At 54.0% G+C, this 24,675-nt stretch carries 24 protein-coding genes; 13 read left to right on the plus strand and 11 right to left on the minus strand.

Features of this window, described 5'->3' with window-relative positions:
- Window positions 1-70: 70 nt before the first annotated feature.
- Window positions 71-1,801, minus strand: coding sequence for an arginine--tRNA ligase (gene argS / locus CMR03_RS06830; RefSeq protein ID WP_063879913.1), 1,731 nt, complete (start codon window positions 1,799-1,801; stop codon window positions 71-73).
- Window positions 1,802-2,432: 631 nt separating this feature from the next.
- Here argS and CMR03_RS06835 point away from each other — a divergent pair.
- Window positions 2,433-2,993 carry a VOC family protein gene (locus CMR03_RS06835; protein WP_096011146.1) on the plus strand — a complete coding sequence of 187 codons (561 nt, stop codon included), beginning with the start codon at window positions 2,433-2,435 and terminating at the stop codon, window positions 2,991-2,993.
- On the opposite strand, the gene CMR03_RS06840 is transcribed toward CMR03_RS06835, so the two are convergent.
- Window positions 2,990-4,132 (minus strand): MalY/PatB family protein, encoded by a 1,143-nt coding sequence (locus tag CMR03_RS06840; protein WP_096011147.1) that lies wholly within the window; start codon window positions 4,130-4,132, stop codon window positions 2,990-2,992. The genes CMR03_RS06835 and CMR03_RS06840 overlap by 4 nt on opposite strands.
- 86 nt (window positions 4,133-4,218) lie before the next feature.
- Here CMR03_RS06840 and cutC point away from each other — a divergent pair, with 86 nt between their 5' ends.
- A complete protein-coding gene (gene cutC / locus CMR03_RS06845) occupies window positions 4,219-4,971 on the plus strand; it encodes a copper homeostasis protein CutC (RefSeq protein WP_063879909.1) in 753 nt (250 codons plus the stop codon).
- Window positions 4,972-5,198: 227 nt separating this feature from the next.
- A complete protein-coding gene (locus CMR03_RS06850; RefSeq protein ID WP_063879908.1) occupies window positions 5,199-6,041 on the plus strand; it encodes a hypothetical protein in 843 nt (280 codons plus the stop codon).
- Between the two features lie 3 nt (window positions 6,042-6,044).
- Here the strand turns inward: CMR03_RS06850 and CMR03_RS06855 are convergent, their stop codons facing one another.
- Complete coding sequence (locus CMR03_RS06855; protein ID WP_096011148.1) at window positions 6,045-7,139, minus strand: glycerol dehydrogenase; 1,095 nt, start codon at window positions 7,137-7,139, stop codon at window positions 6,045-6,047.
- Between the two features lie 147 nt (window positions 7,140-7,286).
- Between CMR03_RS06855 and CMR03_RS06860 the strand changes: the two genes are divergently transcribed.
- Window positions 7,287-7,910 (plus strand): LysE family translocator, encoded by a 624-nt coding sequence (locus CMR03_RS06860; protein ID WP_096011182.1) that lies wholly within the window; start codon window positions 7,287-7,289, stop codon window positions 7,908-7,910.
- Between the two features lie 3 nt (window positions 7,911-7,913).
- Here the strand turns inward: CMR03_RS06860 and cmoB are convergent, their stop codons facing one another.
- The 4 genes from cmoB to CMR03_RS06880 form a co-directional block, all read right to left on the minus strand.
- On the minus strand, window positions 7,914-8,882 hold the full coding sequence (gene cmoB, locus CMR03_RS06865) for a tRNA 5-methoxyuridine(34)/uridine 5-oxyacetic acid(34) synthase CmoB (protein WP_096011149.1): 969 nt from the start codon (window positions 8,880-8,882) through the stop codon (window positions 7,914-7,916).
- A complete protein-coding gene (gene cmoA, locus CMR03_RS06870) occupies window positions 8,879-9,607 on the minus strand; it encodes a carboxy-S-adenosyl-L-methionine synthase CmoA (protein ID WP_096011150.1) in 729 nt (242 codons plus the stop codon). The genes cmoB and cmoA overlap by 4 nt, the downstream gene beginning before the upstream one ends.
- Window positions 9,608-9,687: 80 nt before the next feature.
- Entirely contained in the window at window positions 9,688-10,083 is a 396-nt protein-coding gene (locus CMR03_RS06875; RefSeq protein WP_063879904.1) for an MAPEG family protein, read from the minus strand.
- A 54-nt stretch (window positions 10,084-10,137) separates the two neighbouring features.
- Window positions 10,138-10,959: a DUF72 domain-containing protein gene (locus CMR03_RS06880; RefSeq protein ID WP_063879903.1), complete on the minus strand. Its 822-nt coding sequence runs from the start codon at window positions 10,957-10,959 to the stop codon at window positions 10,138-10,140.
- Between the two features lie 220 nt (window positions 10,960-11,179).
- Here CMR03_RS06880 and aspS point away from each other — a divergent pair, with 220 nt between their 5' ends.
- The 6 genes from aspS to ruvB all read left to right on the plus strand — a co-directional run bounded on the left by aspS (window position 11,180) and on the right by ruvB (window position 16,723).
- Window positions 11,180-12,958, plus strand: a complete 1,779-nt coding sequence (gene aspS, locus CMR03_RS06885) for an aspartate--tRNA ligase (protein WP_096011151.1) — start codon at window positions 11,180-11,182, stop codon at window positions 12,956-12,958.
- Window positions 12,958-13,389, plus strand: coding sequence for a dihydroneopterin triphosphate diphosphatase (gene nudB, locus CMR03_RS06890; RefSeq protein ID WP_063879901.1), 432 nt, complete (start codon window positions 12,958-12,960; stop codon window positions 13,387-13,389). The genes aspS and nudB overlap by 1 nt, the downstream gene beginning before the upstream one ends.
- A gap of 302 nt (window positions 13,390-13,691) precedes the next feature.
- Window positions 13,692-14,435, plus strand: coding sequence for a YebC/PmpR family DNA-binding transcriptional regulator (locus CMR03_RS06895; protein ID WP_063879900.1), 744 nt, complete (start codon window positions 13,692-13,694; stop codon window positions 14,433-14,435).
- 36 nt (window positions 14,436-14,471) lie between these two features.
- On the plus strand, window positions 14,472-14,999 hold the full coding sequence (gene ruvC / locus CMR03_RS06900) for a crossover junction endodeoxyribonuclease RuvC (RefSeq protein WP_063879899.1): 528 nt from the start codon (window positions 14,472-14,474) through the stop codon (window positions 14,997-14,999).
- Between the two features lie 96 nt (window positions 15,000-15,095).
- The gene (gene ruvA / locus CMR03_RS06905; protein WP_063879898.1) at window positions 15,096-15,710 is read left to right on the plus strand and encodes a Holliday junction branch migration protein RuvA; all 615 of its coding nucleotides are present in this window, start codon (window positions 15,096-15,098) and stop codon (window positions 15,708-15,710) included.
- Between the two features lie 8 nt (window positions 15,711-15,718).
- Entirely contained in the window at window positions 15,719-16,723 is a 1,005-nt protein-coding gene (gene ruvB, locus CMR03_RS06910) for a Holliday junction branch migration DNA helicase RuvB (RefSeq protein ID WP_063879897.1), read from the plus strand.
- On the opposite strand, the gene znuB is transcribed toward ruvB, so the two are convergent.
- Together znuB and znuC are read right to left on the minus strand one after the other, a co-directional pair.
- Entirely contained in the window at window positions 16,724-17,509 is a 786-nt protein-coding gene (gene znuB, locus CMR03_RS06915) for a zinc ABC transporter permease subunit ZnuB (protein ID WP_063879896.1), read from the minus strand.
- Window positions 17,506-18,261 carry a zinc ABC transporter ATP-binding protein ZnuC gene (gene znuC, locus CMR03_RS06920; protein WP_096011152.1) on the minus strand — a complete coding sequence of 252 codons (756 nt, stop codon included), beginning with the start codon at window positions 18,259-18,261 and terminating at the stop codon, window positions 17,506-17,508. Before znuC ends, znuB begins: the two co-directional genes overlap by 4 nt.
- 77 nt (window positions 18,262-18,338) lie before the next feature.
- Here znuC and znuA point away from each other — a divergent pair, with 77 nt between their 5' ends.
- The 3 genes from znuA (at window position 18,339) to lpxM (ending at window position 21,720) form a co-directional block, all read left to right on the plus strand.
- The gene (gene znuA, locus CMR03_RS06925; protein ID WP_096011153.1) at window positions 18,339-19,286 is read left to right on the plus strand and encodes a zinc ABC transporter substrate-binding protein ZnuA; all 948 of its coding nucleotides are present in this window, start codon (window positions 18,339-18,341) and stop codon (window positions 19,284-19,286) included.
- Window positions 19,287-19,300: 14 nt separating this feature from the next.
- The gene (mepM, locus tag CMR03_RS06930; RefSeq protein WP_096011154.1) at window positions 19,301-20,632 is read left to right on the plus strand and encodes a murein DD-endopeptidase MepM; all 1,332 of its coding nucleotides are present in this window, start codon (window positions 19,301-19,303) and stop codon (window positions 20,630-20,632) included.
- A gap of 113 nt (window positions 20,633-20,745) precedes the next feature.
- Entirely contained in the window at window positions 20,746-21,720 is a 975-nt protein-coding gene (gene lpxM, locus CMR03_RS06935; RefSeq protein WP_096011155.1) for a lauroyl-Kdo(2)-lipid IV(A) myristoyltransferase, read from the plus strand.
- Window positions 21,721-21,749: 29 nt separating this feature from the next.
- On the opposite strand, the gene CMR03_RS06940 is transcribed toward lpxM, so the two are convergent.
- Together CMR03_RS06940 and pyk are read right to left on the minus strand one after the other, a co-directional pair.
- Window positions 21,750-22,982, minus strand: a complete 1,233-nt coding sequence (locus CMR03_RS06940) for an MFS transporter (RefSeq protein ID WP_063879891.1) — start codon at window positions 22,980-22,982, stop codon at window positions 21,750-21,752.
- An 85-nt stretch (window positions 22,983-23,067) separates the two neighbouring features.
- Window positions 23,068-24,510, minus strand: coding sequence for a pyruvate kinase (gene pyk / locus CMR03_RS06945; protein WP_063879890.1), 1,443 nt, complete (start codon window positions 24,508-24,510; stop codon window positions 23,068-23,070).
- Window positions 24,511-24,675: the final 165 nt, after the last annotated feature.

Raw genomic sequence — 24,675 nt, forward strand, 5'->3', positions numbered from 1 at the left:
GGGGGATAAGACAAATGGGAGGATGACAGACAGGCGCTGAGTCAGAGTGAGGACTCAGCGCCTTAAGCAATTACATGCGATCGACGGTTTTGATACCCAGCGTATCCAGCCCCAGCTTCAGGGTTTTAGCGGTCAGGGCAGCAATCTGCAAGCGGCTCTGGCGGGTCGCGTCATCCTCTGCCGCCAGAATCGGGCAGTGTTCGTAGAAGCCAGAAAACAGACCGGCCAGGTCGTAGAGGTAAGCACACATCACATGCGGCGTGCCGTCGCGGGCAACCTGGGTGATGACCTCTTCGAACTGTAGCAGGCGCGTTGTCAGGAGGGCTTCACGATCGTCGCTCAGGGTGATGTCTGCCTGAATCGTCTCGGCCTCGATGCCCGCTTTGCGGAATACGGACAGCACACGCGTATAAGCGTACTGCATGTAGGGCGCGGTGTTACCTTCAAACGCCAGCATGTTGTCCCAGTCAAAGATGTAATCCGTGGTACGGCTTTTTGACAGATCAGCATATTTCACTGCGCTGATGCCCACCACTTCCGCGAGCGAAACTACGTCGTCTTCGCTCATATCCGGGTTTTTTTCGCGCACCAGCGTGTAAGCACGCTGATAGGCTTCATCCAGCAGATCGGAAAGTTTAATGGTACCGCCACTGCGGGTCTTAAACGGACGACCGTCTTTGCCCAGCATCATGCCAAATGCGTGATGCTCAAGCGGGACAGATTCAGGTACATAGCCGGCTTTACGCACGATGGTCCATGCCTGCTGCAGATGCTGATGCTGGCGCGAATCGATGTAATAAATTACGCGATCGGCGTGCAGCGTCTCGTAACGGTATTTCGCACAGGCAATATCGGTTGTGGTGTAAAGATAGCCGCCGTCTTTCTTTTGAATGATGACGCCCATCGGCTCACCTTCTTTATTCTGGTATTCATCCAGAAAAACGACCGTTGCACCTTCGCTTTCGACCGCTAAGCCTTTTGCTTTCAGGTCGGCGACAATACCGGGCAACATATCGTTATAAAGGCTTTCGCCCATGACATCTTTACGGGTGAGGGTGACGTTCAGACGGTTATAAATATGCTGGTTTTGACTCATGGTGATATCAACCAGCTTTTTCCACATCTGACGGCAGTACTCGTCGCCGCCCTGTAACTTCACCACGTAGCGGCGCGCACGCTCCGCAAAATCAGGGTCTTCATCGTAGGTGCGCTTGGCTTCACGGTAAAAGCCTTCTAAGTCTGCCAGCGCCATTTCGGCGTGGTTCTCGTTTTGCTGTTTCTCAAGAAAGGCGATCAGCATACCGAACTGCGTGCCCCAGTCGCCAACGTGGTTGGCGCGGATGACGTTATGTCCCAGAAACTCCAGGGTGCGCACGGCCGCATCACCAATAATGGTGGAGCGTACGTGACCGACGTGCATCTCTTTCGCCACGTTCGGCGCAGAGTAATCCACCACCACCGTTTGGGGTTCAACGGTGCTGACACCGAGTCGCGGATGATGCAGTGCTTTTCTGGCGTTATCTGCCAGCCAGCTGCGATCGAGAAAGATATTAATGAAACCCGGTCCGGCAATCTCAACCTTGCTGGCGATACCGCTAAGGTCCAGATGTTGAATGACGGTTTCGGCTAGTTGTCGTGGCGCCTGGCCCAGTTTTTTAGCAACGGCCATAATGCCGTTTGCCTGATAATCACCAAACTGAACTTTGGCCGACTGGCGAACCTGAGGTTCACAATCGGAGGGAGCACCAGCCAGCACCATAGCCTGACTGACTTTTGCGGAAAGAAGCGCCTGAATATTCACCGGATTACCTTAAATATGCTGAGAAAAGCACGCTGACAGCGCAGCGAGCTGTCATCATCATTCTGCCGGATGGAGTGAAAAGATCAATCATCAGGCAGAACGGAAAAAATGAGGGAAAAAGTATACGTGAAATGTCAGCTTGAGTCAGTAACTGGATAAAGGCGGGGGAAACAGGCCCGAAGATGTTTCCCGGCGGCGTCAGCGACGGCGTGCGTGGCGCGCGTTTTTAACACTTTTGTCTTCTCGCACCTTCCAGTGGCGCGCAAGGGCAAATCCCATCAGTGCGATCAATGTTGCAACAACGATGAGCATAGTCATAAAAACTTTCCTTATAATGGTATCAATGCAAATTTATAAGAAAGGCGACGCAGCTGCAATCAGTTCGGGATTAAATGAGACTTATCTTATTGTATTAATTATATTCAATAAAAACATTATATTAGCTGGTGTTTATCAACTTAAGAGTGGATCTAAAAAGAAGATAACTCTGAATTAAAAACGTTATTTATTCGCTTTAGCTGAAAATAATCACCCAAATAAGATGAATCTCACCCTTTTGTCATTTACGATTCAACGTTGACAATGAGTTACGAACCTTAAGTAATTAAATTTGATCGGGAGAGAAGTAACAGTGAGTACCCCCTTTCCAGCAGAACTGGACGACTTACGCGACGATCTGGCCGCCTTTGAACAACGGTTACAAAAGTTTTCACAACGTTTGGGGTTAAAGGGTGACGAACTGCACGTTGATCACGTTGCTGTGCGCTGTCACCAAAATGCCACCGCCGAACGTTGGCAGCGGGGATTGGCACAAATGGGGCGGCAGTTCTCGGCGGCCATGATTAATGGTCGTCCTGTCTGCCTGTTTAAACTGTATCAACCTCTGGTCATTGCCAGTTGGCACATTGACGTGATTGAACTGCCGTGGCCGGGAGAGAAACGTTATCGCCATGAAGGTTGGGAGCATGTGGAAGTGGTATTGAGGGGCGAGCCAGAAACCCTTGGGATGCGTGCGATGGCGCTACTGTCTGACCACGCGCTCGCACAACCCGGTATTTCTTTTAAAACCAGCTCGCCTAAAGGGGAAAATGAGCGTCTGCCTAATCCGACCCTGGCGGTGACCGATGGGGAAACCACGATAAAATTTCACCCGTGGAGCCTGGAAGAGATCGTAGCCAGTGAGCAGTCTTAGGCGAGAGCCTCGACGGCGCGTTTAAGCCGTTTGACCGCTTCTTCCAGCAGGGCGCGCGGGCAACCGAAATTAATCCGCACAAAGCGGTCATCGCCAAAATCGCGACCCGGTGAGAATCCCAGTCCGTGCTTTTCGAAGTAAAGTGCCGGACTGGCCACCGGCAAGGCGCTGGCATCGATCCAGCCAAGATAGCTGCCTTCGGGGGATGTCATTGAGAGCCCGGGCAGCGCATTCACCTGAGAAACCAGCCAGTCGCGATTACCCCGCAAATATTCAAGCTGTGCATCAAGCCAGTCATCATTGTCGCGCCAGGCAACCTCGGCAGCGACCAGCGCCAGAATATCCACCGAGGGCACAATGCACTGACGCACGGCGGTAAAACGTGCGCGCAGTTCGGGGTTGGGGATGATGGCGACGGAGGCGCCCAGGCCCGCAATATTAAAGGTTTTTGAGGGGGACAGCAGCGTGACGCTGCGCTGGGCAGCATCATCGCTCAGCGAGGCAAATGGAATATGCTGCAAGCCCGGCGTTAACAGCAGATCGCAATGAATTTCATCAGAACACACGAGTAAATCATGCTGTTGGGCAAATGCCAGCTGTGCCTCCAGTTCCTCCCGACGATAAACGGTGCCGCCTGGGTTCTGAGGATTACAGAGCATCAACAGCTTTTTGTCCTGCATCTTTCCCTCCGCTGCGCGCAGATCCATCACCCAACGTCCTTGCTGCAAGGTTAATGGCAGGCTCAGCTGATCGCGCTCTGCCAGTCTGGCGGCCGAACGGAAAGGGGGATAAATCGGTAAGGGGGCAACGGTGCCTTGCTGTGGCGAGGTAAAGGCCCGAACCGACAGATTTAAGCCGCAGACCACGCCGGGTAAAACCACTATCCATTCGGAATCAACCTGCCAGTGATAGCGCGATGCACAACGTGCGATCAGCGCTTTTATCAGGCCGTGAGGCGCATCACCGTAACCAAAAACGCCGTGGTCAACGCGACTTTTAATGGCTTCAATGATCGACTCAGGCGATCGAAAATCGGTATCGGCGACCCACAGTGGCAGAATATCCTGACCCGCATATTTGTGCCATTTAAGACTATCACTGTGACGGCGGTCTATCCGTTGGTCAAAATTGAATGTCATAGTTAGTTTTCCACGTAAACTGTTCTAAGGGATAAGCATACCTGACGAATTTGGCGTGAACAGGAAGCCATGTAAAGGAGAAGAGAATGACCACACTGGAAATTTGTTGCTATGGCGTGGATTGTGCATTAACCGCCCAGCAGGCGGGAGCCGATCGCATTGAGCTTTGCGCGGCGCCACGTGAAGGCGGACTGACGCCTTCTGCAGGCATGCTGGAAGTCGCCCGTCGTGACATTTCTGTTCCGGTGCATCCTATCGTTCGCCCGCGCGGCGGCGACTTTTGCTATTCCAGCCGTGAATTTGAAACGATGAAGTCAGACGTAGCACGCATCCGTGAACTGGGGTTCCCGGGCATCGTGCTGGGTATGTTGGATGAAGATGCCAATATCCACGCCAGCCAGATGCGCCAGATTATGGCGCTTTGCGACGGTATGGCGGTGACCTTTCATCGCGCCTTTGATTTGTGCCATCGGCCTAAGCGATCGCTTGAGGTGTTGACGGACTTCGGCGTCCGGCGCATCCTGACCTCTGGCCAGCAACAAAGCGCGGAAAACGGAATTGCATTATTGAGGGAACTTAATGAATACAGCACAGGTCCAATCATTATGGCCGGTGCTGGGGTACGTCTCAGCAACCTGCAAAAGTTTCTTGATGCGGATATCCGCGAGGTACACAGCTCGGCCAGCCACCTTGTGGCATCGCCGATGCGCTACCGCAAAGCGGGTGTCTCCATGTGTTCCGAAGCCGAAATTGATGAGTTCAGCCGTTACTGCGTCGACAGCGATGTCGTTGAAGCAATGAAAAGCGTGATGCAGATGAATACCGCCCGAGTGGCCTGACTCACTACCAGTTTTGCCGCGCAGCACGCCGTTTGATGACGTGATGTTTGCAAGTACCAAACCCCAGCACATTTGCTGGGGTATTTTTTGTCCAAAATTCCGTCATGACGCCTCTGGGATGGCCTGTGAGGCAATCGTGCTGTCAAAATAATTCTGCTTTCCTTCATCAGTCGGTTCCTGCTATTTAAGGTAAACCGTTAACGACATTGACGTCCGAGGCTCATACCATGCGATGCGTTCTGCTGTCCGCTGTAATCACCCTGATTTCATTCCCCTCTTCATGGGCAGCAGCATGCCAGCCACACAATAAAGCGGTGACCAACAGCAATAACTGGATTCTGCTGGGCGGTAGCGCAAAGGGTGAGGTACGTCAGGTCATCGCCGGTGAGTTTGGCAAAGACGTTAATTCACAAAAGCGGGTGCTGGGGCAGTTCGACCGCTGTGGCGATCTGCTGGTGGCCGATATCAGCTACGACAAAAATGAGCGTAATGTCATCCTGAGTATGGAGCAACACCTGGTGCGGGTTCAGGGCGGCTGGGTCGCGGAATATGCCTATCTGGTTAAAGTGTTAAAGCAGGGTAGCGAAGTGGTGGTGGATAATCGCCAGGGCACGATTAACTGGCAGAAGGGTAAAAACGGCAACATCATCAGCGCGTCAGATAAATTTATCAGCATGGGCAAAGACGGTTTTACCGATACGACTTACCGTTATGACAACGGCTTCCGTTTGCTGAAAAGTGTTGCGCGGGGAACCGATCCCGTCAGTAACGGTGAATACCGTTATCAATGGAATTCGCAAGGTCTGGTAACGCGTTCGACCTCGGCCCGTCGCAAAGATACTTACACCTACGACAAGCAGGCGCGGGAACTGCGCCTGAATGGCACCGCGACGACCGACGTCAGCACCTTGCGCTCCGTGGATGAATGCCAGTTTTGGGATGAAAAGGGCAATTGCACGCTGAGTTATCTGAATGAAACCGAAGTGTTCGAAAAAGGGACCATTCAACGTCACCTCAGCGCGGTCTATAAATACCAGTACTGGGATAACCCCGCTGAGGCGACGGAATAGCGATTATTTTACCGTCTGACTAAAGGCATCCAACCCCAGCAGCGCATGGGCAATCTGCTCCGGTGCCAGGTTGGGGTTAAGGTTTTTCAGCGTATCGCCTTCACTGTTGGCCAGCGCCCCTATTTTTACCAGATTCTCCCAACTTAACCCGTCCAGATGCATCTCTTTCAGCGTTGTTGGCATATTGATCGAGCGGTAGAAACGGATGTAGCGGGCAATTTCCTCATCGGGACGCTGCTCCAGTACCATCTGGGTTAAGGTGCCGTAGGCCACTTTCTCGCCGTGAGTGAGGTGGTGAATATCGCCTTCGATGGCGGTAAAACCATTGTGAATGGCGTGCGCGCCTGCCAGACCAGCATTCTCAAACCCCAGTCCTGACAGCAAGGTATTCGCTTCCACCACCGCCTCGACCGCAGGCGTCACGCGTTTTTCTTTAACGGCCACATAGGCGCTGTAGCCCCACGTTAATAAGGTCTCTTCGCAGGCGCGGGCGATTGCCAGCCCGGCGATGGTCGGATCGCCATTCACCATCGATTTAGCATGGCTACGGGCTACTGCCTGGGCTTCGACCCAGGTGGCCAGACCATCCGCAATGCCCGAGGCAAATAAGCGAGCAGGCGCGGCGGCGCAGACTGCAGTATCGACCAAAACCAAATCCGGGTTTTTACTGTAGAAGCGATAGCTTTCAAAGACGCCGCTGTCAGAATAGATCACCGACAGGGCACTACAGGGCGCATCGGTGGAGGCAATCGTCGGGACGATAACCACCGGTTGCTTGAGTTCATCGGCAACTGCTTTAACGGTATCCAGCGTTTTACCGCCACCCAGCCCAATCACCACGTTACAGCCTTGTTGCTGTGCCTGCTGGCTGAGGCGGGTGATTTCATTACTGGACGCTTCACCATTGAACTGCTGGCGAATAACCTTCACGCCCGCCTGGGTCAGCGTAGAGTGCGCCCGCTCACCGACCAGTCCCCAGACGACATCGTCTGCCACCACAAAAGCATGATTACCCAACTCGGCGACATAGTTTCCCAGTTCATCGAGTACGCCAGCACCTTGCACATATTTGCGGGGTGAAGAGAAAATAAATTTCATAAACGTTGCTCCTGGTTACATAAATGAAGGCCGTTACCGGCCCGAAGATAAAGCCCTTAAAAAGAATAGCAGCTAATGCTTTTTTGCTGGCTGTACAGACAGAAATGCGCTTGATATCGTGAGTCGGTGTTTATCGGGGATACGCATATGACGGCTTCTTTACTCTCTTTCCTGTTTGCTATTGTGATTTTGACCCTGACACCGGGATTTGATACCGCCTTAATCCTGCGGTCGGCAGCGGCACAAGGCTGGCGGCGCGCCAGCGCCACGGCATTAGGCGTGGCCTCAGGGTGTTTGTTGTGGGGGATAGCGGTGGGGCTGGGATTGGGCGCGCTGCTGCTGGCCTCTGAAATGGCTTATAACCTGTTGAAGTGGATAGGTGCGGCCTACTTACTTTATCTGGGCGTCAAGCTGCTGTGGCACCCACGCACCCAGAGCGCGTCGCTGCCTGCTGAAGCCGTGGCTCAGCAAAGCCATCTGGTCTGCTTTAGCCGTGGCTTGCTGGGTAATCTGCTGAATCCCAAAGTCGGCGTTTTCTATGTGACATTTTTGCCACAGTTTATTCCGCAGGGTGCTTCCGTGGCGATCTGGTGCAGCCTGATGGCGTTGACGCATATGCTGGTGGGATTGGCCTGGAGCACGGTGCTGATCGGCAGCAGCCATTATTTTGCTGAGCAGTTAAAACGGCCTCGGGTACTGAAGGTCATGGACCGTTTAACCGGCTGTGTGTTTATAGGCTTTGCGGCGAAACTGGCGCTGTCTCGCCGCTGAGGGCTACGGTTTTGTGGCAACCAGCACGGCGCGCAGCGGGGCTGGATAACCTTCAACGGTTTTGCTGCTGTCGTCGGGGTCGAGAAACTCGGCCAGTGATTCACTGGTCATCCAGTCGGTACGGCGCTGCTCTTCGGTGGAGGTCAGGGCGAAATCAACAATACGCACGTCAACAAAACCGCACTTCTCCAGCCAGCTTTTCAGCGCCTCAGCCGAGGGGATAAAATAGACGTTGCGCATCTGCGCATAGCGTTCGCCTGGCACCAGTACCTGATTCACATCGCCTTCGATCACCAGCGTTTCCAGTACCAGTTCGCCGCCGTTCACCAGCTGATTTTTTAACTGAAGAAGGTGGTCAAGCGGGGAGCGACGGTGATACAGCACGCCCATGGAAAACACCGTATCAAATGCCTGAAGAACCGGCAGTTGTTCAATGCCGAGCGGCAGCAAATGGGCGCGCCGATCGTCATTCAGCAGTTTACGCACGGCTTCGAACTGGCATAAAAACAGCTGCATGGGATCGATACCTACCACCAGATGCGCGCCCGCACCAATCATGCGCCACATGTGATAGCCACTGCCACAACCGACATCCAGCACGGTTCGTCCGGCCAGCGATGAAATATGAGGCAGCACGCGCTCCCATTTCCAGTCCGAACGCCATTCGGTATTAATCTCAGTCCCATACAGAGAATAGGGGCCTTTACGCCACGGCATCAGGTTTCGCAGCAGTTTCTCAATGCCCTGACGATGACGATCGCTGATATCATCACGATCGGCGCTCACACTATTCAACAGATCCAGCCGCTGGGGTTCCAGCAGCGGTAAATATTCCAGCGATTTGTACCAGTCACGGAAATGTCCATGCAAATTTTCCCGCTGCCAGTCGCTGATCTGTGCGGGCAGCACTTCCAGCCATTTTGCCAGGGGGCCAACGGCGATTTGCTGATAAAAACGGCCAAAGTCGATCATTTTAATGCCACCAACGAACCAAAATTAAAGCACTGAAACCATAACTCAGCATGGGAAAAACCCGCCTGCTTCAGGCGTGCCTTATGCGCTTCCACGCTGTCGGTCAGCATGACATTTTCCAGCATGCTGCGCTTCTGGCTGATTTCCAGCTCGCTGTAACCGTTGGCACGCTTAAAGTCATGGTGCATGTTAAACAGCAGTTCGCCGACTTCAGGATCTTCAAAGCTAAACTTCTCAGAAAGCACCAGCGCACCACCGGGATTCAGCCCCTGCCAGATTTTACTCAACAGCGTAAGACGGGCCGGTGGCTCAAGAAACTGCAGGGTGAAATTGAGCACGACCAGAGAGGCGTTCTCAATGTCAATGTCACAGATATCCGCTTCAACCACGCTAACCGGCGTATCGGCGCGAAAGGCATCGATATGGCGGCGGCAGCGCTCGACCATGGCCGGAGAGTTGTCCACGGCAATAATCTGGCAGCCGGGCACGTGAATATTGCGGCGCACCGAGAGCGTGGCGGCACCTAATGAGCAGCCAAGGTCAAACACCTGGCTGTTGGGCTGGACGAACCGTTCAGCCAGCATCCCAATCATCGAAATAATATTGGAATAGCCGGGCACCGAGCGCTGAATCATGTCGGGAAACACTTCAGCTACACGTTCGTCAAAAGTCCAGTCGCCCAGTTTTGCAATGGGCGCAGAAAAGAGTTGATCGCGATCAGACATATCGAAAATCCGAAGAGACAGCGGAAAGGGCGCTATTCTGGCAGAAACTGCCGCGGCCTGCACCCTTTAAGCCGCGAACATTAATGCAGGGTGAGCACCAACTGCCAGGGCAGATAAATGAGGTTAAAAACCACCATTCCACACAGGGCAAACAGCGTCAGCATCATGCCATATTTGCGGCCGCTCATGGCGTCATTGCGCAACCCATAAGCGTGCAGGAAACGGCCAATAAAAAACAGGATGCCCGTCAGGTGAACCATCCAGACATCTGCGCCGTTCATTTCCAGCGTCACGAGTAGCAGCAACGCCAGGGGAATCGTTTCAATGGCATTGCCGTGAATACGGATAGCCATATTCAGGTCGTGATGGCCGCCATCCCCAAAGGCAACCTTGTGCTGACGCCGAAAGCGAACGACGTTGAGCGTGAACTTCATTATCAGTAAAGCACCTATAACCACATATAACGCGCTGATCATCATTGATTCCTTTTTTATCGATATCACCAGAGGGGGCGAGGCTGCCCATTGCTATCAGAATAGCGAATCCTGTTGCGGCCAGTCAGGTCCGGGACCGATGCTGGCATCAATTTTTTGGAGTTCAGGCCATAAAGCCTGCACCAGCGGAAAAACCTGTCCCATATCCGGCGTGTGAATAAACACCAGCGGTTCACTCTGGGTGTGCCATTCCGCCAGCTTTGTCAGCCAGATGTGAAACAGTGGCAGGCTTTCTTCCAGATTGTCGCTGCCGACAAAGCGAATCATGGGCCGCGAACCGGTCAACAGCGCGTGCGGCGGAACGCGAGGCTTTTGCTGACGGGCGTGAAGCGCTGCCGGACTTTGCGAGGTGGAGCTATGGACCGGGCGGCTGTCCAGTACGACGCGATTCACGCCACGCTGCAGCAGACCGCGGTTCAGGGCGCGTTCTGCCTCACCTTTGGCAAAAAACGCGGCATGACGCACTTCTACGCCATAGGAAAAATGCGCCGGTAAGCTGTCCAGAAAGCGCCAGAGATCGTTCAACTGGGCGGGCGAAAAGCTGGCAGGCAGCTGTAACCAGTACTGACCAATGCGATCGGCGAGCGGTGTCATCAGGCGAAAAAAGTCGGTGACTAAATCGTCAGTATTTTGCAGAGCTGCCTGATGGCTAATGCTGCTGGGAAACTTAAAACAGAAACGAAACTGGTCATGTGTCATATCCCGCCAGCGCAGGACCGTTTCGGTATCCGGCAGCGCATACAGCGTGGTATTGCCCTCCACCGTGCCGAAATAACGCGCATAGTCAGCCAGGGTTTCGATGCCCCATCGCTTCCAGTGCGCATGGTGCCATTGTGGCAAACCAATACGAAGTGTCACGCCTGACTCCCGCCGTTGAGTGTGATAGTAATTATCCTGTAAGGCAGTATATTGACGCAAACCGGTGAAAAGCGAACAGGAAATGCCGCGCTTTAATGTGGCTCCACTTATCCTGTTTGCCTTTTTCCATTATAATAGCGGCCTTTTTTACGACAGCACCTCATCAGGTTACGCGGCCCGGTGCTGTCAGCTGCAGCGGCGAAGTTAAAAGGATAGTGTTATGCGTACAGAGTATTGTGGACAGCTCAATCTGTCTCATGTAGGTCAGCAAGTCACGCTTTGCGGCTGGGTCAACCGCCGTCGCGATCTGGGAAGCCTGATTTTTATCGATATGCGCGACCGTGAAGGTATTGTGCAGGTATTTTTTGATCCCGATCGTCAGGATGCATTCAAGCTGGCTTCTGAACTGCGTAACGAATTCTGTATCCAGATCAGCGGAACTGTGCGTGCGCGTGACGGGAAAAACAAAAATGCCGATATGGCGACCGGTGAAGTCGAAGTGTTTGCCGAAACGCTGAATATCATTAACCGTTCCGAACCGCTCCCGCTCGATTCCAATCAGAACAACAGCGAAGAAGCGCGTCTGAAGTACCGCTATCTTGATCTGCGTCGTCCGGAAATGGTTGAGCGCTTAAAGACCCGTGCAAAAATCACCAGCTTTGTGCGTCGCTTTATGGATGAGGCGGGCTTCCTGGATATTGAAACGCCGATGCTGACGAAGGCTACGCCGGAAGGCGCGCGTGATTACCTGGTGCCGAGCCGCGTGCACAAAGGGAAGTTCTACGCACTGCCTCAGTCACCGCAGCTGTTTAAGCAGTTGCTGATGATGTCGGGTTTTGACCGCTATTATCAGATCGTCAAATGCTTCCGTGATGAAGATTTACGTGCTGACCGCCAGCCTGAATTTACGCAAATCGACGTGGAAACCTCCTTCCTGACCGCGCCGCAGGTGCGTGAGATTATGGAACGCATGATCCGCGAACTCTGGCAGAGTGTGAAGGGCGTGGATCTCGGTGAGTTTCCGCAGATGACCTTTGCCGAAGCCATGCATCGCTACGGGTCTGACAAACCGGACCTGCGTAACCCGATGGAACTGGTGGATGTTGGCGATCTGCTGAAAACAGTGGAATTCCAGGTGTTCTCCGGCCCGGCTAACGACGAGAAAGGCCGTGTTGCTGCGCTGCGCGTACCCGGCGGTGCGCAACTGAGCCGTAAACAGATTGATGAATACGGCAAGTTTGTCGAGATCTACGGTGCCAAAGGTCTGGCGTGGATGAAGGTAAATGAACGCGCGAACGGTCTGGACGGCGTGCAGAGTCCGGTGGCGAAATTCCTTAACGCTGAGATCGTCGAAACCGTTCTCAGCCGCACCGGCGCTCAGGATGGCGATATCCTCTTCTTCGGTGCCGACCGTGCCAAAGTGGTGGCGGATGCGTTAGGCGCACTGCGTCTGAAAGTGGGCCGCGACCTGCAGATCACCGATGAGAAAGCCTGGGCACCGCTGTGGGTTATCGACTTCCCGATGTTTGAAGAAGATGACGAAGGTGGCCTGGCCGCAATGCACCACCCGTTTACCGCACCGAAAGCGATGAGTGCGGAACAGCTGGCGGCCGATCCTACCCAGGCCGTAGCGAATGCTTACGACATGGTGATCAACGGCTATGAAGTGGGCGGCGGTTCTGTGCGTATCCATAACGGTAAAATGCAGCAGACGGTGTTTAGCATTCTGGGCATAGAAGAGCATGAACAGCGTGAGAAGTTTGGCTTCCTGCTGGATGCACTGAAGTACGGCACGCCGCCGCATGCTGGCCTGGCCTTTGGTCTGGATCGTCTGACCATGCTGTTAACCGGTACCGATAATATTCGTGACGTTATCGCCTTCCCGAAAACCACGGCAGCGGCCTGTATGATGACTGAAGCGCCAAGCGAAGCCAATCCGGCCTCACTGCTTGAATTAGGCATTCAGGTGGTCAAGAAAGATAAGCTTGAGAATAAGTAATGCCGTATAAACATCCGGTTTCTGTGTTAGTGGTGATTGTTGCGCAGGACAGTGGCCGGGTGTTAATGCTGCAGCGCCGTGATGACCCGGACTTTTGGCAATCGGTCACCGGCAGCCTTGAAGCGGATGAAGTGCCGCTTCAGGCGGCTGAGCGCGAAGTGGGTGAGGAATTAGGCATTGATGTGCAGGCCGAGCAGCTAACGATAGAAGACTGTCAGCGTGAAATCGACTTTGAGATTTTCCCGCACTATCGGCATCGTTACGCGCCCGGCACCACGCACAATCGTGAGCACTGGTTCAGGTTGACCTTACCGACTGAGCGCGACCTGCTGCTCACTGAGCATCTTGCCGCGTGCTGGCTTGAGCCTGCCGCCGCCGCGGCCCTCACTAAGTCCTGGAGTAATCGTCAGGCGATTGAAGAATTTATTTGAATGCTTGCCGCAACGCGTTATTTGCGCGGCGAATGCATTAAGTTTTATGAAGCGGGTAAGTTGCCACACAACTTCACCAACGCATTGAACAGTCGAGCGTAAACGGCGCAGCGAGGCCGGTTACCGCCAGCGTACCGCAACCGACGCGTACTTGGGTACGTGAGGATGACGGGTGATGCTCGCCCCTTCGGGGCCGCCTTTTCCGGGCGTTCAGGTTGTCTGCAACCTGGGTGAGCACTGGCGGGAGTCGGGGTCGCACGTCAGATAGCTCGGGCGAAATAAAAGATTGGAGAGAAAGTAAGATGGCTGGACACAGTAAATGGGCGAATACCAAGCACCGCAAGGCGGCACAGGATGCCAAACGCGGAAAAATCTTCACCAAAATCATTCGTGAGCTGGTCACGGCGGCCAAACTGGGCGGCGGCGATCCTGGCTCGAACCCGCGTCTGCGTGCGGCGATGGATAAAGCGCTGTCCAACAACATGACGCGTGACACCATGAACCGGGCGATTGCACGCGGCGTGGGCGGTGAAGATGATTCCAATATGGAAACCATCATTTATGAAGGTTACGGTCCTGGCGGGTCAGCCGTGATGATTGAGTGCCTGAGTGACAACCGCAACCGCACCGTTGGTGAAGTGCGTCATGCCTTCACCAAAACCGGCGGCAACCTGGGCACCGACGGCTCCGTGGCCTATCTGTTCAGCAAAAAAGGCGTGATCTCCTACGCACCGGGACATGACGAAGATGCGGTCATGGAAGCGGCGCTGGAAGCGGGCGCAGAAGATGTGGTCAGTTACGATGACGGTGCCATCGACGTGTTTACCGCGTGGGAAGAGATGGGTGCAGTGCGTGATGCGCTGGAAGCGGCTGGCCTGAAAGCCGACACGGCCGAAGTGGCGATGATCCCGTCAACCAAAGCGGAAATGGATGCGGAAACGGCCCCCAAACTGCTGCGTCTTATCGATATGCTGGAAGACTGTGATGACGTGCAGGAGGTTTACCATAACGGTGAAATCTCCGACGAGGTGGCGGAAACGCTTTAATGCTGTACTGCCGCACGCTCAGGCTGGAGACGCGTTATGTCGATTATTTTGGGGATTGACCCCGGCTCACGCGTTACCGGTTATGGGGTGATTCGTCAGACCGGTCGCCAGCTCACTTATCTGGGCAGCGGCTGTATTCGTACCAACACAACGGAATTACCAGCACGTCTCAAGCTGATCTATGCCGGGGTCTGCGAAATCATTACGCAGTTTTCCCCGGATTTTTTCGCGATAGAACAGGTTTTTATGGCGAAGAATGCGGATTCTGCCCTGAAGCTGGGGCAGGCGCGAGGTGCTGCTATCGTGGCGGCGGTTAACCATGATTTGCCGGTATTCGAATATGCGGCGCGTCAGGTGAAGCAAACGGTGGTGGGCACAGGCGGTGCGGAAAAAAGCCAGGTTCAACATATGGTCAAATCCCTGCTGAAACTGGCGGCGAATCCGCAGGCCGATGCCGCCGATGCACTGGCAATCGCCATCACGCACTGCCACGTTGCACAAAACGCGGCGCGCATGAGTGACAGCAAGCTGGTGCTGAGCCGTGGCAGATTGCGCCAGAGTTAACAGCAACCGCAGCGTAATCGCTATCAGGCTGGATATTCATCCAGCCTTTTTTATGGTATAAATTCCGCCACATACTTTGGATAAGGAAGGCATCAGGTGATTGGTCGTTTACGGGGCATTATTCTGGAAAAGCAGCCGCCGCTAGTGCTGCTTGAGGCGCATGGCGTCGGCTATGAAGTACATATGCCAATGACCTGTTTTTATGAGCTGCCTGATCTTAATCACGAAGCGGTGATCTTCACCCAATTTGTGGTACGTGAAGATGCGCAACTGCTGTTTGGGTTTAACAGCAAGCAGGAACGCGCGCTGTTCCGCGAGTTAATTAAAGTGAACGGCGTTGGCCCTAAGCTGGCGCTGGCGATTCTGTCGGGCATGTCGGCACAGCAGTTTGTGACGGCAGTGGAAAAAGAAGAGATCGCCGCGCTGGTTAAACTGCCGGGCGTGGGCAAGAAAACCGCTGAACGTCTGGTGGTGGAAATGAAAGATCGCTTTAAAGGCATGCATGGCGATCTGTTCGGCGGGGATTCGGCCTTTACGCTTACCACGCCTGGCCCGGAGCCGGAGACCAACGACGCAGAAGCGGAAGCGGTTGCAGCGCTGGTTTCCCTGGGTTATAAACCGCAGGAAGCGAGCCGTATGATCAGCAAAGTTGGCCGCCCTGATGCGGATTGCGAAACGTTGATCCGTGAAGCGCTCCGCGCCGCTATTTGAGGTAATTCATGATTGAAGCCGATCGCCTGATCTCCGCTGTCAGCATTAACGAAGAAGAGGGCCTCGACCGCGCTATTCGTCCGAAAATGCTGACCGAATATGTGGGCCAGCCTCAGGTGCGCGAGCAGATGGAAATTTTCATCAAGGCTGCGCAACTGCGCGGCGATGCGCTGGATCATTTGCTGATTTTTGGTCCGCCCGGATTGGGTAAAACCACACTGGCCAATATTGTGGCAAACGAGATGGGCGTTAATCTGCGCACAACCTCTGGCCCGGTGCTGGAGAAAGCGGGCGATCTGGCGGCGATGCTGACCAACCTCGAACCTCACGATGTGTTGTTTATTGATGAGATCCACCGCCTTTCGCCGGTGGTGGAAGAGGTCCTTTATCCGGCCATGGAAGATTACCAACTGGATATTATGATTGGCGAAGGCCCGGCAGCGCGCTCAATCAAACTGGATCTGCCGCCTTTTACCCTGATCGGTGCCACGACGCGGGCTGGCTCGCTGACCTCGCCCTTGCGCGATCGCTTCGGCATCGTACAGCGTCTGGAGTTTTATCAGGTAAAAGATCTCCAGCATATCGTAGGCCGGAGTGCCGCCTGCCTTGGCCTGGCGCTGAGCGAAGAAGCCGCGCTGGAAATTGCCCGCCGCTCTCGGGGCACACCACGTATCGCCAATCGCCTGCTGCGTCGGGTACGCGATTTTGCGGAGGTGCGTGCAAATGGTCTTCTGAGCGGCGAGGTGTCGGTAACAGCACTCAATATGTTGAATGTGGACAGTGAAGGCTTCGACTATATGGATCGTAAACTGTTGCTGGCCATTATTGATAAATTCACCGGTGGCCCGGTGGGGCTGGACAACCTGGCGGCGGCGATTGGTGAAGAGCGGGAAACGATCGAAGATGTCATCGAGCCATTCTTGATTCAACAGGGCTTTATTCAGCGCACACCGCGCGGCCGGATGGCCACGCAGCATGCCTATCGCCACTTTGGTATCACCAAAGACGCGTGATTACAGCGCCGGTTTGCGCACCATGCTGAGCATAAAAAGTATGGCTGCGCACAGCACCACTGAAGGGCCGGCAGGCGTGTCATAAAATGCCGAGAAGGTTAATCCACCGGTTACCGCTATGATCCCAATCAGTACGGCGACCGCCGCCATCATTTCAGGTGAACGGGCAAAGCGCCGGGCGGTGGCGGCCGGAATGATCAGCAGCGATGTGATGATCAGTGCGCCAACAAATTTCATCGCCACACCAATGGTCAATGCGGTTACCAGCATCAGCATCAGTCGGGTGCGTTGAATATTGACGCCGTCAACCTGAGCCAGCTCCGGGCTGATGGTCATCGACAACAGTGCGCGCCACTGCCAGGCCATCACGGCCAGGACGAACAGCACGCCAGCCGCCATCGCCCACAGATCGCTGGGCGTTACCGCCAGCAAATCACCAAACAGATAGGCCATCAAATCCACCCGGACATTCGACATCAGGCTTACCACGACCAGCCCAAGTGAGAGTGCACTGTGTGCCATAATCCCCAGCAGCGTATCAATCGCCAGATGTGGGCGGCGTTCCAGCCAGACCAAACCCAACGCCAGACAGACCGTCACCATGATCACGGCGTAATAGGGATTGACGTTGAGCAGTAAACCAAAGGCGACACCGAGCAGTGAGGCATGCGCCAGCGTATCGCCGAAATAGGACATCTTGCGCCAGACGACAAACGAGCCCAGTGGACCGGCCGCCAGCGCCAGCATCACGCCGCCCAGCCAGCCCGGAAGCAGTAATTCAATCATGATGGACCCGGTCCTTTGCGTAATACGATACGTCCCTGAAGATCGTGACGGTGATTATGATGATGACGATAGATAGCCAGTTCCTGCGCGCCACGCGGTCCAAACATCGCGATAAACTCGGGATGCTGTGACACCGCTTCAGGCGTACCTGAACAGCAAATATGATGGTTAAGACAGAGTACTTCATCCGTTTTTGCCATGACTAAATGCAAATCATGGGAAACCATCAGCACGGCACAATTCAGTTCATGACGCAGCTGATTGATCAGATCGTAAAGCGCGACTTGCCCGTTAACGTCCACGCCCTGAGTCGGTTCATCCAGCACCAGCAACTGAGGCTGACTGAGCAGGGCGCGGGCCAGTAACACGCGCTGGGTTTCGCCGCCCGACAGTTTCTGCAACGGTGATTTCAGCAGGTGTCCGGCCTGAACGCGCTTCAGGGCCGGCAAAATATCCTGATTACGGGCGCCGCGTGACAAACGCATAAACCGCTCGACCGTCACCGGCAGCGTAGGATCGATATGCAGTTTCTGTGGCACGTAACCGATACGTAAGTCCGCACTTCGGCGAACCTGACCGGACGTGGGCGCAAGCAGGCCAAGTACCACCCGAACCAGCGTCGATTTACCCGCGCCGTTAGGACCCAGCAGCGTTAAAATTTTACCAGGATGAAGTTCTAAACTCACGCCAGATAACACCGGGCGATGATCAAAACTAATGGATACGTTCTCAAGTGTGACAAGTGATGGCATAAGATTTACAGGTTGCACAGAATTTCGAATGTTATAATATCACATCCAATCTGTTGATGACGAAGGAATGACGCATTATGTTACATAATAAAAAAGGGGTATTTTTTACCCTGACTGCGATGGCTTTTGCGACCTCTGCTGCCTTACCCGCGCATGCCAATATCGTGGCCTCAATTAAGCCCGTGGGGTTTATCGCCTCGGCCATTGCTGATGGCGTGACGCCCGTGGACGTTTTGCTGCCTGATGGGGCATCCGAACACGATTATGCCTTGCGTCCCTCTGACGTAAAACGCTTACAAAACGCGGAGTTAGTTGTTTGGGTTGGTCCTGAAATGGAAGCTTTCATGACCAAATCGGCCGCAGCACTGCCCGAGAAAAAGAATCTTGAGATAGTGCAAATTTCCGGCGTAAAACCGATGCTGCTCCGCGGTGGTGAAGACGATGATCATCATGACCACGACGATACTGAGCACGATCACGATGCAGAGCATCACCATCATCATGGTGAGTTTAATATGCACTTGTGGATGTCACCAGAGATAGCGAAAAAAACCGCGGTTGCAATCCATGGCAAATTATTGGAACTTATGCCGCAGGATAAAGCCAAACTTGACGCCAACCTGCAGCACTTTGAGGCAGAATTAGCGAACACAGATAAGCGCATTATCTCACAGCTTGCTCCGGTTAAAGATAAAGGGTATTTCGTTTTTCACGACGCTTACACGTACTTTGAAAAACACTACGGTCTCTCGCCCACAGGGCATTTTACCGTTAACCCAGAAATTCAGCCTGGAGCACAGCGCTTACATCAAATTCGAACACAGTTGGTTGAGAAAAAGGCCGTTTGCGTCTTTGCTGAGCCACAATTCAGGCCGGCGGTCATCGATGCTGTTGCCCGTGGAACCCAGGTGCGAAAAGGCACGCTCGATCCACTGGGCACAGACATCAGCTTAGGAAAAGACAGCTATGTGAAATTCCTCTCACAGTTGTCGAGCCAGTATGAGACCTGCCTGAAAGGAGCATAGAGGAATAGTTCAACGTGCAGCAGATAGCCCGCTCTGTCGCCCTCGCATTTAATAATTTGCCGCGCCCCCACCGCGTTATGCTGGGATCGTTAACCGTTGTCACTTTGGCCGTCGCAGTCTGGCGGCCTTACGTCTACCACCCCAGTAACGATGTGACCCCCATCGTCAAAACCATCGAACTGGACAAAAACGAATTTCGGACACTGCTTCCTGAAGCCAGTGAACCCATCGATCAAAGCACCCCTGAACCGGATGAAGAGCTTCCTGCGGATGATGTCGATCAGGATGTCGCAGACAGCGCTGGTACGCATGAATACACGGTTTCTTCTGGTGACACGCTCAGTAGTGCATTGAATCAGTACGGTATCGACATGGGCGATATTAACGCCCTGGCCTCCAGCGATCGTGATCTGCGTAATTTGCAGGTCGGTCAGCAGCTTAGCTGGACGTTAAACGACGACGGCGCACTGAACACCTTTACCTGGGAAATTTCGCGTCGGGAAACCCGCACCTATGAGCGCATCGATAACGGTGGCTTTAAAATGCAGTCGCAGATGCAGCAGGGCGAATGGCGCAATAGCGTGATGCAGGGTGAGGTACACGGCAGCTTTGCCGCCAGTGCCCGCCGTGCCGGCCTGACCAGTGGTGAAGCCAGCAGCGTCATCAAAGCGATGCAGTGGCAAATGGACTTTCGTAAGCTGCGTGCAGGCGATAAGTTTAGCGTGCTGATGTCACGTGAAATGATGGACGGCAAGAGTGCTCAAAGCCAACTGCTGGGTGTGCGTTTACGCAGTGGGGGTAAAGATTACTACGCCTTCCGTGCGGATGACGGCAAGTTCTATGACCGCAGTGGCGCAGGCCTGGCTCGTGGCTTTATGCGCTTCCCGACCGTCAAGCAGTACCGCGTGTCGTCTAATTTTAATCCCCGTCGCCTTAATCCGGTAACGGGACGCATTGCGCCTCATAAAGGCGTCGATTTCGCCTTACCGATCGGTACCCCTGTTCTGGCGGTTGGCGATGGTGAAGTCGTGGTGGCCAAAAATGGCGGCGCAGCCGGTAACTATGTTGCCATTCGGCACGGGCGTCAGTATATGACGCGCTATATGCACCTCAAAAAAGTGCTGGTGAAACCGGGGCAAAAAGTGAAGCGTGGCGATCGTATTGCGATCTCTGGCAACACCGGCCGTTCAACCGGTCCACACCTGCATTTCGAGATCTGGATTAATAACCAGGCTGTGAACCCCTTAACGGCCAAGCTGCCGCGTATGGAAGGGCTGGCGGGTAAAGAACGAACACAGTATCTTGCTCAGGTGAAAGGCTGGCTACCCCAGTTGGGACTGAAGTAAGTTTTTGATAAAGTCGACGGTATTGCCGTCGACTTTTTTTATCTCTGGCGCAGGATGATTGCAAATTTACTCGTCGCCACTATCATTAGCCCGTCATTGATTGAGGCGAGTGCATGGAAACCCGTAAAAAAAATAACAGTGAATTTATTCCCGTTTTTGAACGTTCTTTTTTAAAACCAAAATACTGGGGCAGTTGGCTGGGCATTGGTGCGCTGGCTGGCATTGCGTTAGTACCGGCAAAAATGCGCGATCCGCTTCTGGGGCGGCTGGGTAAATTTGCCGGAAAGCTGGCGAAAGGGGCGCGTCGCCGTGCGCTGATTAATCTCTACTATTGCCTGCCTGAACTCAGTGAATCTCAGCGTGAAGCGATCGTGGATCAGATGTTTGCGACTGCGCCACAGGCCATGGCAATGATGGCGGAACTGGGCATGCGCGATCCGGCTCAGGTGCGAAAACGCGTTGAGTGGCACGGTCGTGAAATTATCGATCAGATGCTCGCCGAAAAGGAGAACGTGATTTTCCTGGTGCCGCATGGCTGGGCCATCGATATTCCCGCCATGCTGCTGGCGTCAGAAGGGCAAAGCATTGCTGCGATGTTCCATCACCAGAGCGACCCGCTGTTGGATTATGTCTGGAACCGCGCCCGACGCCGCTTTGGTGGACGTATGCATGCGCGCGAAAACGGCATTAAACCCTTTATCAGCTCGATCCGTCAGGGATACTGGGGCTATTATTTGCCCGATCAGGACCATGGCCCTGAACATAGTGAGTTTGTGGATTTCTTTGCGACCTATAAAGCCACGTTGCCTGCCGTTGGCCGGTTGATGAAAGTCTGCCGTGCGCGGGTTATACCGATGTTTCCGGTTTATAATGCCGAAAGCCACAAGCTGGACATTTATGTCCGTCCGCCGATGGACGATTTAGTGGAAGCCGATGACCGTCAGTTGGCTCGCCGGATGAATGAAGAAGTGGAAGTGTTTGTGCGCCCTCATCCGGAACAATATACCTGGATATTAAAGCTGCTTAAAACACGCAAAGCGGGAGACAAAGAACCCTATTCGCGTGACGAGCTGTATCCACGCAAATAACATGCAGGCCGCAAGGCGGCCTGCATGATTTAAAGTGGCGTCACTTTTGCGTGGCGCTTACGTTCGCGCAGAAACATCAGCACCAAACCAAACCACAGTATGCCGCTGATAAAGTTAATCAGGCTAAACCCGATCACCCCGCTGTTAAAATAAAAATGCTTAGCCAGTTCAATGCCCGTGGCCAGCGTCATAATGCTGACCATGCCCAGCATCGCCGCTACGCTGCCTTTGCCCTCATCGCTGGCATACAGCGTCAGACGATAAAGACCGGCATTGACCATTCCGCCGCCAAACGCATACAAACTGAGCCCCGCCGTAATAAACAGGTAGCTGTGCGCGTTAAGCAGTGTGGCTAACAGGGCGAGGCTCAGGCCCAGCAGTATCGGCCATGCCGCAAACCTGACGGGTTGTTCAATCGGCATCCGGCCTACCAGCTTACTCAACGTCACGTTGCCGGCGATCATCGCCAGAAAAACCGGGAGCTGGAGCAGGGCGTACTGCATACGGGAAAGCCCTTCATCCCGCATTAAAATCACCGGGGACAGCGCAACCCAGGTCAGGATGGGGATAAACACCAGCCCAATAGCGAAAGAGCCAAACATCACCTGACGATCTTTGAGAAGACGGCCGTAGTTGCGTGCCAGCACAGGCAGCGCAACAGACTGGGTGCGATCCCCGGCGGTTTCAGGCATGACGCGCCATAAAACGATAAATGCCACAGCGCTACAGGCGGCGAACAGCCAAAACATACTGCGCCAGCTTCCCACTGTCAGCCAGGCTGCGCCCGCCAGCGGGCCGGCAAGGGGAGCCAGTAAGGCCACGTTTGCCATCAGCGCCATGATGCGCACCGCTAAGGCTTCGTCAAAAGCTTCCTGGATGGCCGCATAACCTACCGCGCCAATAAAACACAAGCTGATGCCCTGGACGAAACGCAGGCTGACAAACTCCTGAATATCACTGACCCAGGTGGTCAGAATGCAGGCGGCAGCGAAAAACAGAATCCCAAACAGCAATACTGGCCTACGGCCATATTTATCTGACAGCGGGCCAAGTAACCACTGCAGCACAACGCCGCCCAGTAAATAGGCTGTGAGAGAGGTGGATACCCATTCTGCGCCTACATCGAATTCGGCAGTCACCAGCAACATGCCGGGTTGAATCATATCGTGAGCAATATAGGTCGCAAATTCGTACAGCACCATCGCCAGCGGAAACAGCATCATGCGACCAGTGAGCTGGCTGATGGGTTGGTAACGGGCCATCCGGCCTCCTTGTCAAAAAACAAAAACGCGACTGCAGGGCAGTCGCGTTTCCAATGGTAATACAGGTGAGGCTAAAAAGGCGGAATTAATCGACGCGCAGCACACGACCTGTATTGGTTGTGCCGGTGGCACCCATGACGTCACCCTGGGTTACTACAACCAGATCGCCAGACACCAGGAAGCCCTTGTCGCGCAGCAGATTTACGGCATCATGGGCGTTAGCCACGCCTTCATTGTTGCTGTCAAAGAACACCGGTGTGACACCACGGAATAAGGCCGTGATGTTCAGCGTGCGCTCATGACGAGACATGGCGAAGATGGGCAAGCCAGAGGTAATGCGCGAAGTCATCAGGGGCGTACGACCGGATTCCGTCATGGTGATAATCGCGGTTACGCCCTGCAGGTGGTTGGCGGTATACATCGCCGACATAGCGATAGCTTCTTCGATATTGTCAAACTGTACGTCCAGACGGTGTTTGGAGACGTTAACGCTTGGGATTTTTTCTGCACCCAGACAGACTTTTGCCATGGCAGCCACCGTTTCAGCAGGATACTGGCCTGCGGCGGTTTCAGCTGACAGCATTACGGCATCCGTCCCATCCAGCACGGCGTTGGCCACATCCATGACTTCTGCACGGGTTGGCATTGGGTTTGTGATCATCGATTCCATCATCTGGGTCGCGGTGATGATGGTACGGTTAAGCTGGCGGGCGCGGCGGATCAGCGCTTTCTGGATACCGACCAGTTCAGGATCGCCAATCTCGACGCCAAGGTCACCACGGGCGACCATAACAACGTCTGAGGCCAGAATGATGTCGTCCATGGCTTCCTGAGAGGCAACCGCTTCAGCACGTTCCACCTTGGCGACCATCAGGGCATCACAGCCGGCATCACGCGCCAGACGACGTGCATAGTGCATGTCTTCGCCGCAGCGCGGGAAGGAAACGGCCAGGTAATCAACGTTAATTTTTGCCGCAGTAAGGATGTCTGCTTTGTCTTTCTCGGTCAGCGCTTCGGCCGACAGACCGCCACCCAGTTTGTTAATGCCTTTATTGTTAGAGAGCGGGCCACCAACGGTGACTTCGGTAAAGACTTTTACGCCCTGAACTTCCAGCACCTTTAACTGTACGCGCCCATCATCCAGCAGCAGGATATCGCCAGGCACCACGTCTTCAGGCAGACCTTTATAGTCGATGCCCACGCGCTCTTTATCGCCTTCACCTTTCCCCATTGATGCATCCAGCAGGAAAGGGTCACCGACGTTCAGGAAGACTTTGCCTTCTTTAAAGGTTGAAACGCGGATTTTAGGCCCTTGCAAGTCGCCAAGAATGGCAACATGCCGCCCCAGTTTTGCCGCAATCTGGCGCACTTTGTCAGCACGTAGTTGGTGATCTTCAGCGGTGCCGTGGGAAAAGTTAAGACGCACGACGTTAGCGCCAGCAGCAATGATTTTTTCGAGGTTATTGTCGCGGTCAGTGGCTGGGCCGAGGGTGGTTACGATCTTGGTTCTTCTTAAACGTCGGGACATAGGGATTCCTTTGGAGGTTGGAACTGAGCTGAATCATTACATTTTAAGGGGTTAACCTATCAGATCATGCTTACCACACAGAGGTATTATTATACATTCGAGTGTGTCAGAACTGTGGCACCGGGCCTTAACGAAGTAAAGTAAAGGCATTTTTCTTAGATACAA

Source organism: Pantoea allii (assembly GCF_002307475.1).
Taxonomy (GTDB): domain Bacteria; phylum Pseudomonadota; class Gammaproteobacteria; order Enterobacterales; family Enterobacteriaceae; genus Pantoea; species Pantoea allii.

Coding starts and splice junctions, on each gene's coding strand:
- CMR03_RS06895 (WP_063879900.1), top strand. CDS start 13,692: ATGGCTGGACACAGTAAATGGGCGAATACCAAGCACCGCAAGGCGGCA.
- cmoB (WP_096011149.1), bottom strand. CDS start 8,882: ATGATCGACTTTGGCCGTTTTTATCAGCAAATCGCCGTTGGCCCCCTG.
- CMR03_RS06850 (WP_063879908.1), top strand. CDS start 5,199: ATGCGATGCGTTCTGCTGTCCGCTGTAATCACCCTGATTTCATTCCCC.
- CMR03_RS06855 (WP_096011148.1), bottom strand. CDS start 7,139: ATGAAATTTATTTTCTCTTCACCCCGCAAATATGTGCAAGGTGCTGGC.
- lpxM (WP_096011155.1), top strand. CDS start 20,746: ATGGAAACCCGTAAAAAAAATAACAGTGAATTTATTCCCGTTTTTGAA.
- CMR03_RS06860 (WP_096011182.1), top strand. CDS start 7,287: ATGACGGCTTCTTTACTCTCTTTCCTGTTTGCTATTGTGATTTTGACC.
- CMR03_RS06875 (WP_063879904.1), bottom strand. CDS start 10,083: ATGATCAGCGCGTTATATGTGGTTATAGGTGCTTTACTGATAATGAAG.
- znuC (WP_096011152.1), bottom strand. CDS start 18,261: ATGCCATCACTTGTCACACTTGAGAACGTATCCATTAGTTTTGATCAT.
- nudB (WP_063879901.1), top strand. CDS start 12,958: ATGCCGTATAAACATCCGGTTTCTGTGTTAGTGGTGATTGTTGCGCAG.
- ruvC (WP_063879899.1), top strand. CDS start 14,472: ATGTCGATTATTTTGGGGATTGACCCCGGCTCACGCGTTACCGGTTAT.
- cmoA (WP_096011150.1), bottom strand. CDS start 9,607: ATGTCTGATCGCGATCAACTCTTTTCTGCGCCCATTGCAAAACTGGGC.
- aspS (WP_096011151.1), top strand. CDS start 11,180: ATGCGTACAGAGTATTGTGGACAGCTCAATCTGTCTCATGTAGGTCAG.
- pyk (WP_063879890.1), bottom strand. CDS start 24,510: ATGTCCCGACGTTTAAGAAGAACCAAGATCGTAACCACCCTCGGCCCA.
- znuB (WP_063879896.1), bottom strand. CDS start 17,509: ATGATTGAATTACTGCTTCCGGGCTGGCTGGGCGGCGTGATGCTGGCG.
- cutC (WP_063879909.1), top strand. CDS start 4,219: ATGACCACACTGGAAATTTGTTGCTATGGCGTGGATTGTGCATTAACC.
- ruvB (WP_063879897.1), top strand. CDS start 15,719: ATGATTGAAGCCGATCGCCTGATCTCCGCTGTCAGCATTAACGAAGAA.
- CMR03_RS06840 (WP_096011147.1), bottom strand. CDS start 4,132: ATGACATTCAATTTTGACCAACGGATAGACCGCCGTCACAGTGATAGT.
- CMR03_RS06940 (WP_063879891.1), bottom strand. CDS start 22,982: ATGGCCCGTTACCAACCCATCAGCCAGCTCACTGGTCGCATGATGCTG.
- znuA (WP_096011153.1), top strand. CDS start 18,339: ATGTTACATAATAAAAAAGGGGTATTTTTTACCCTGACTGCGATGGCT.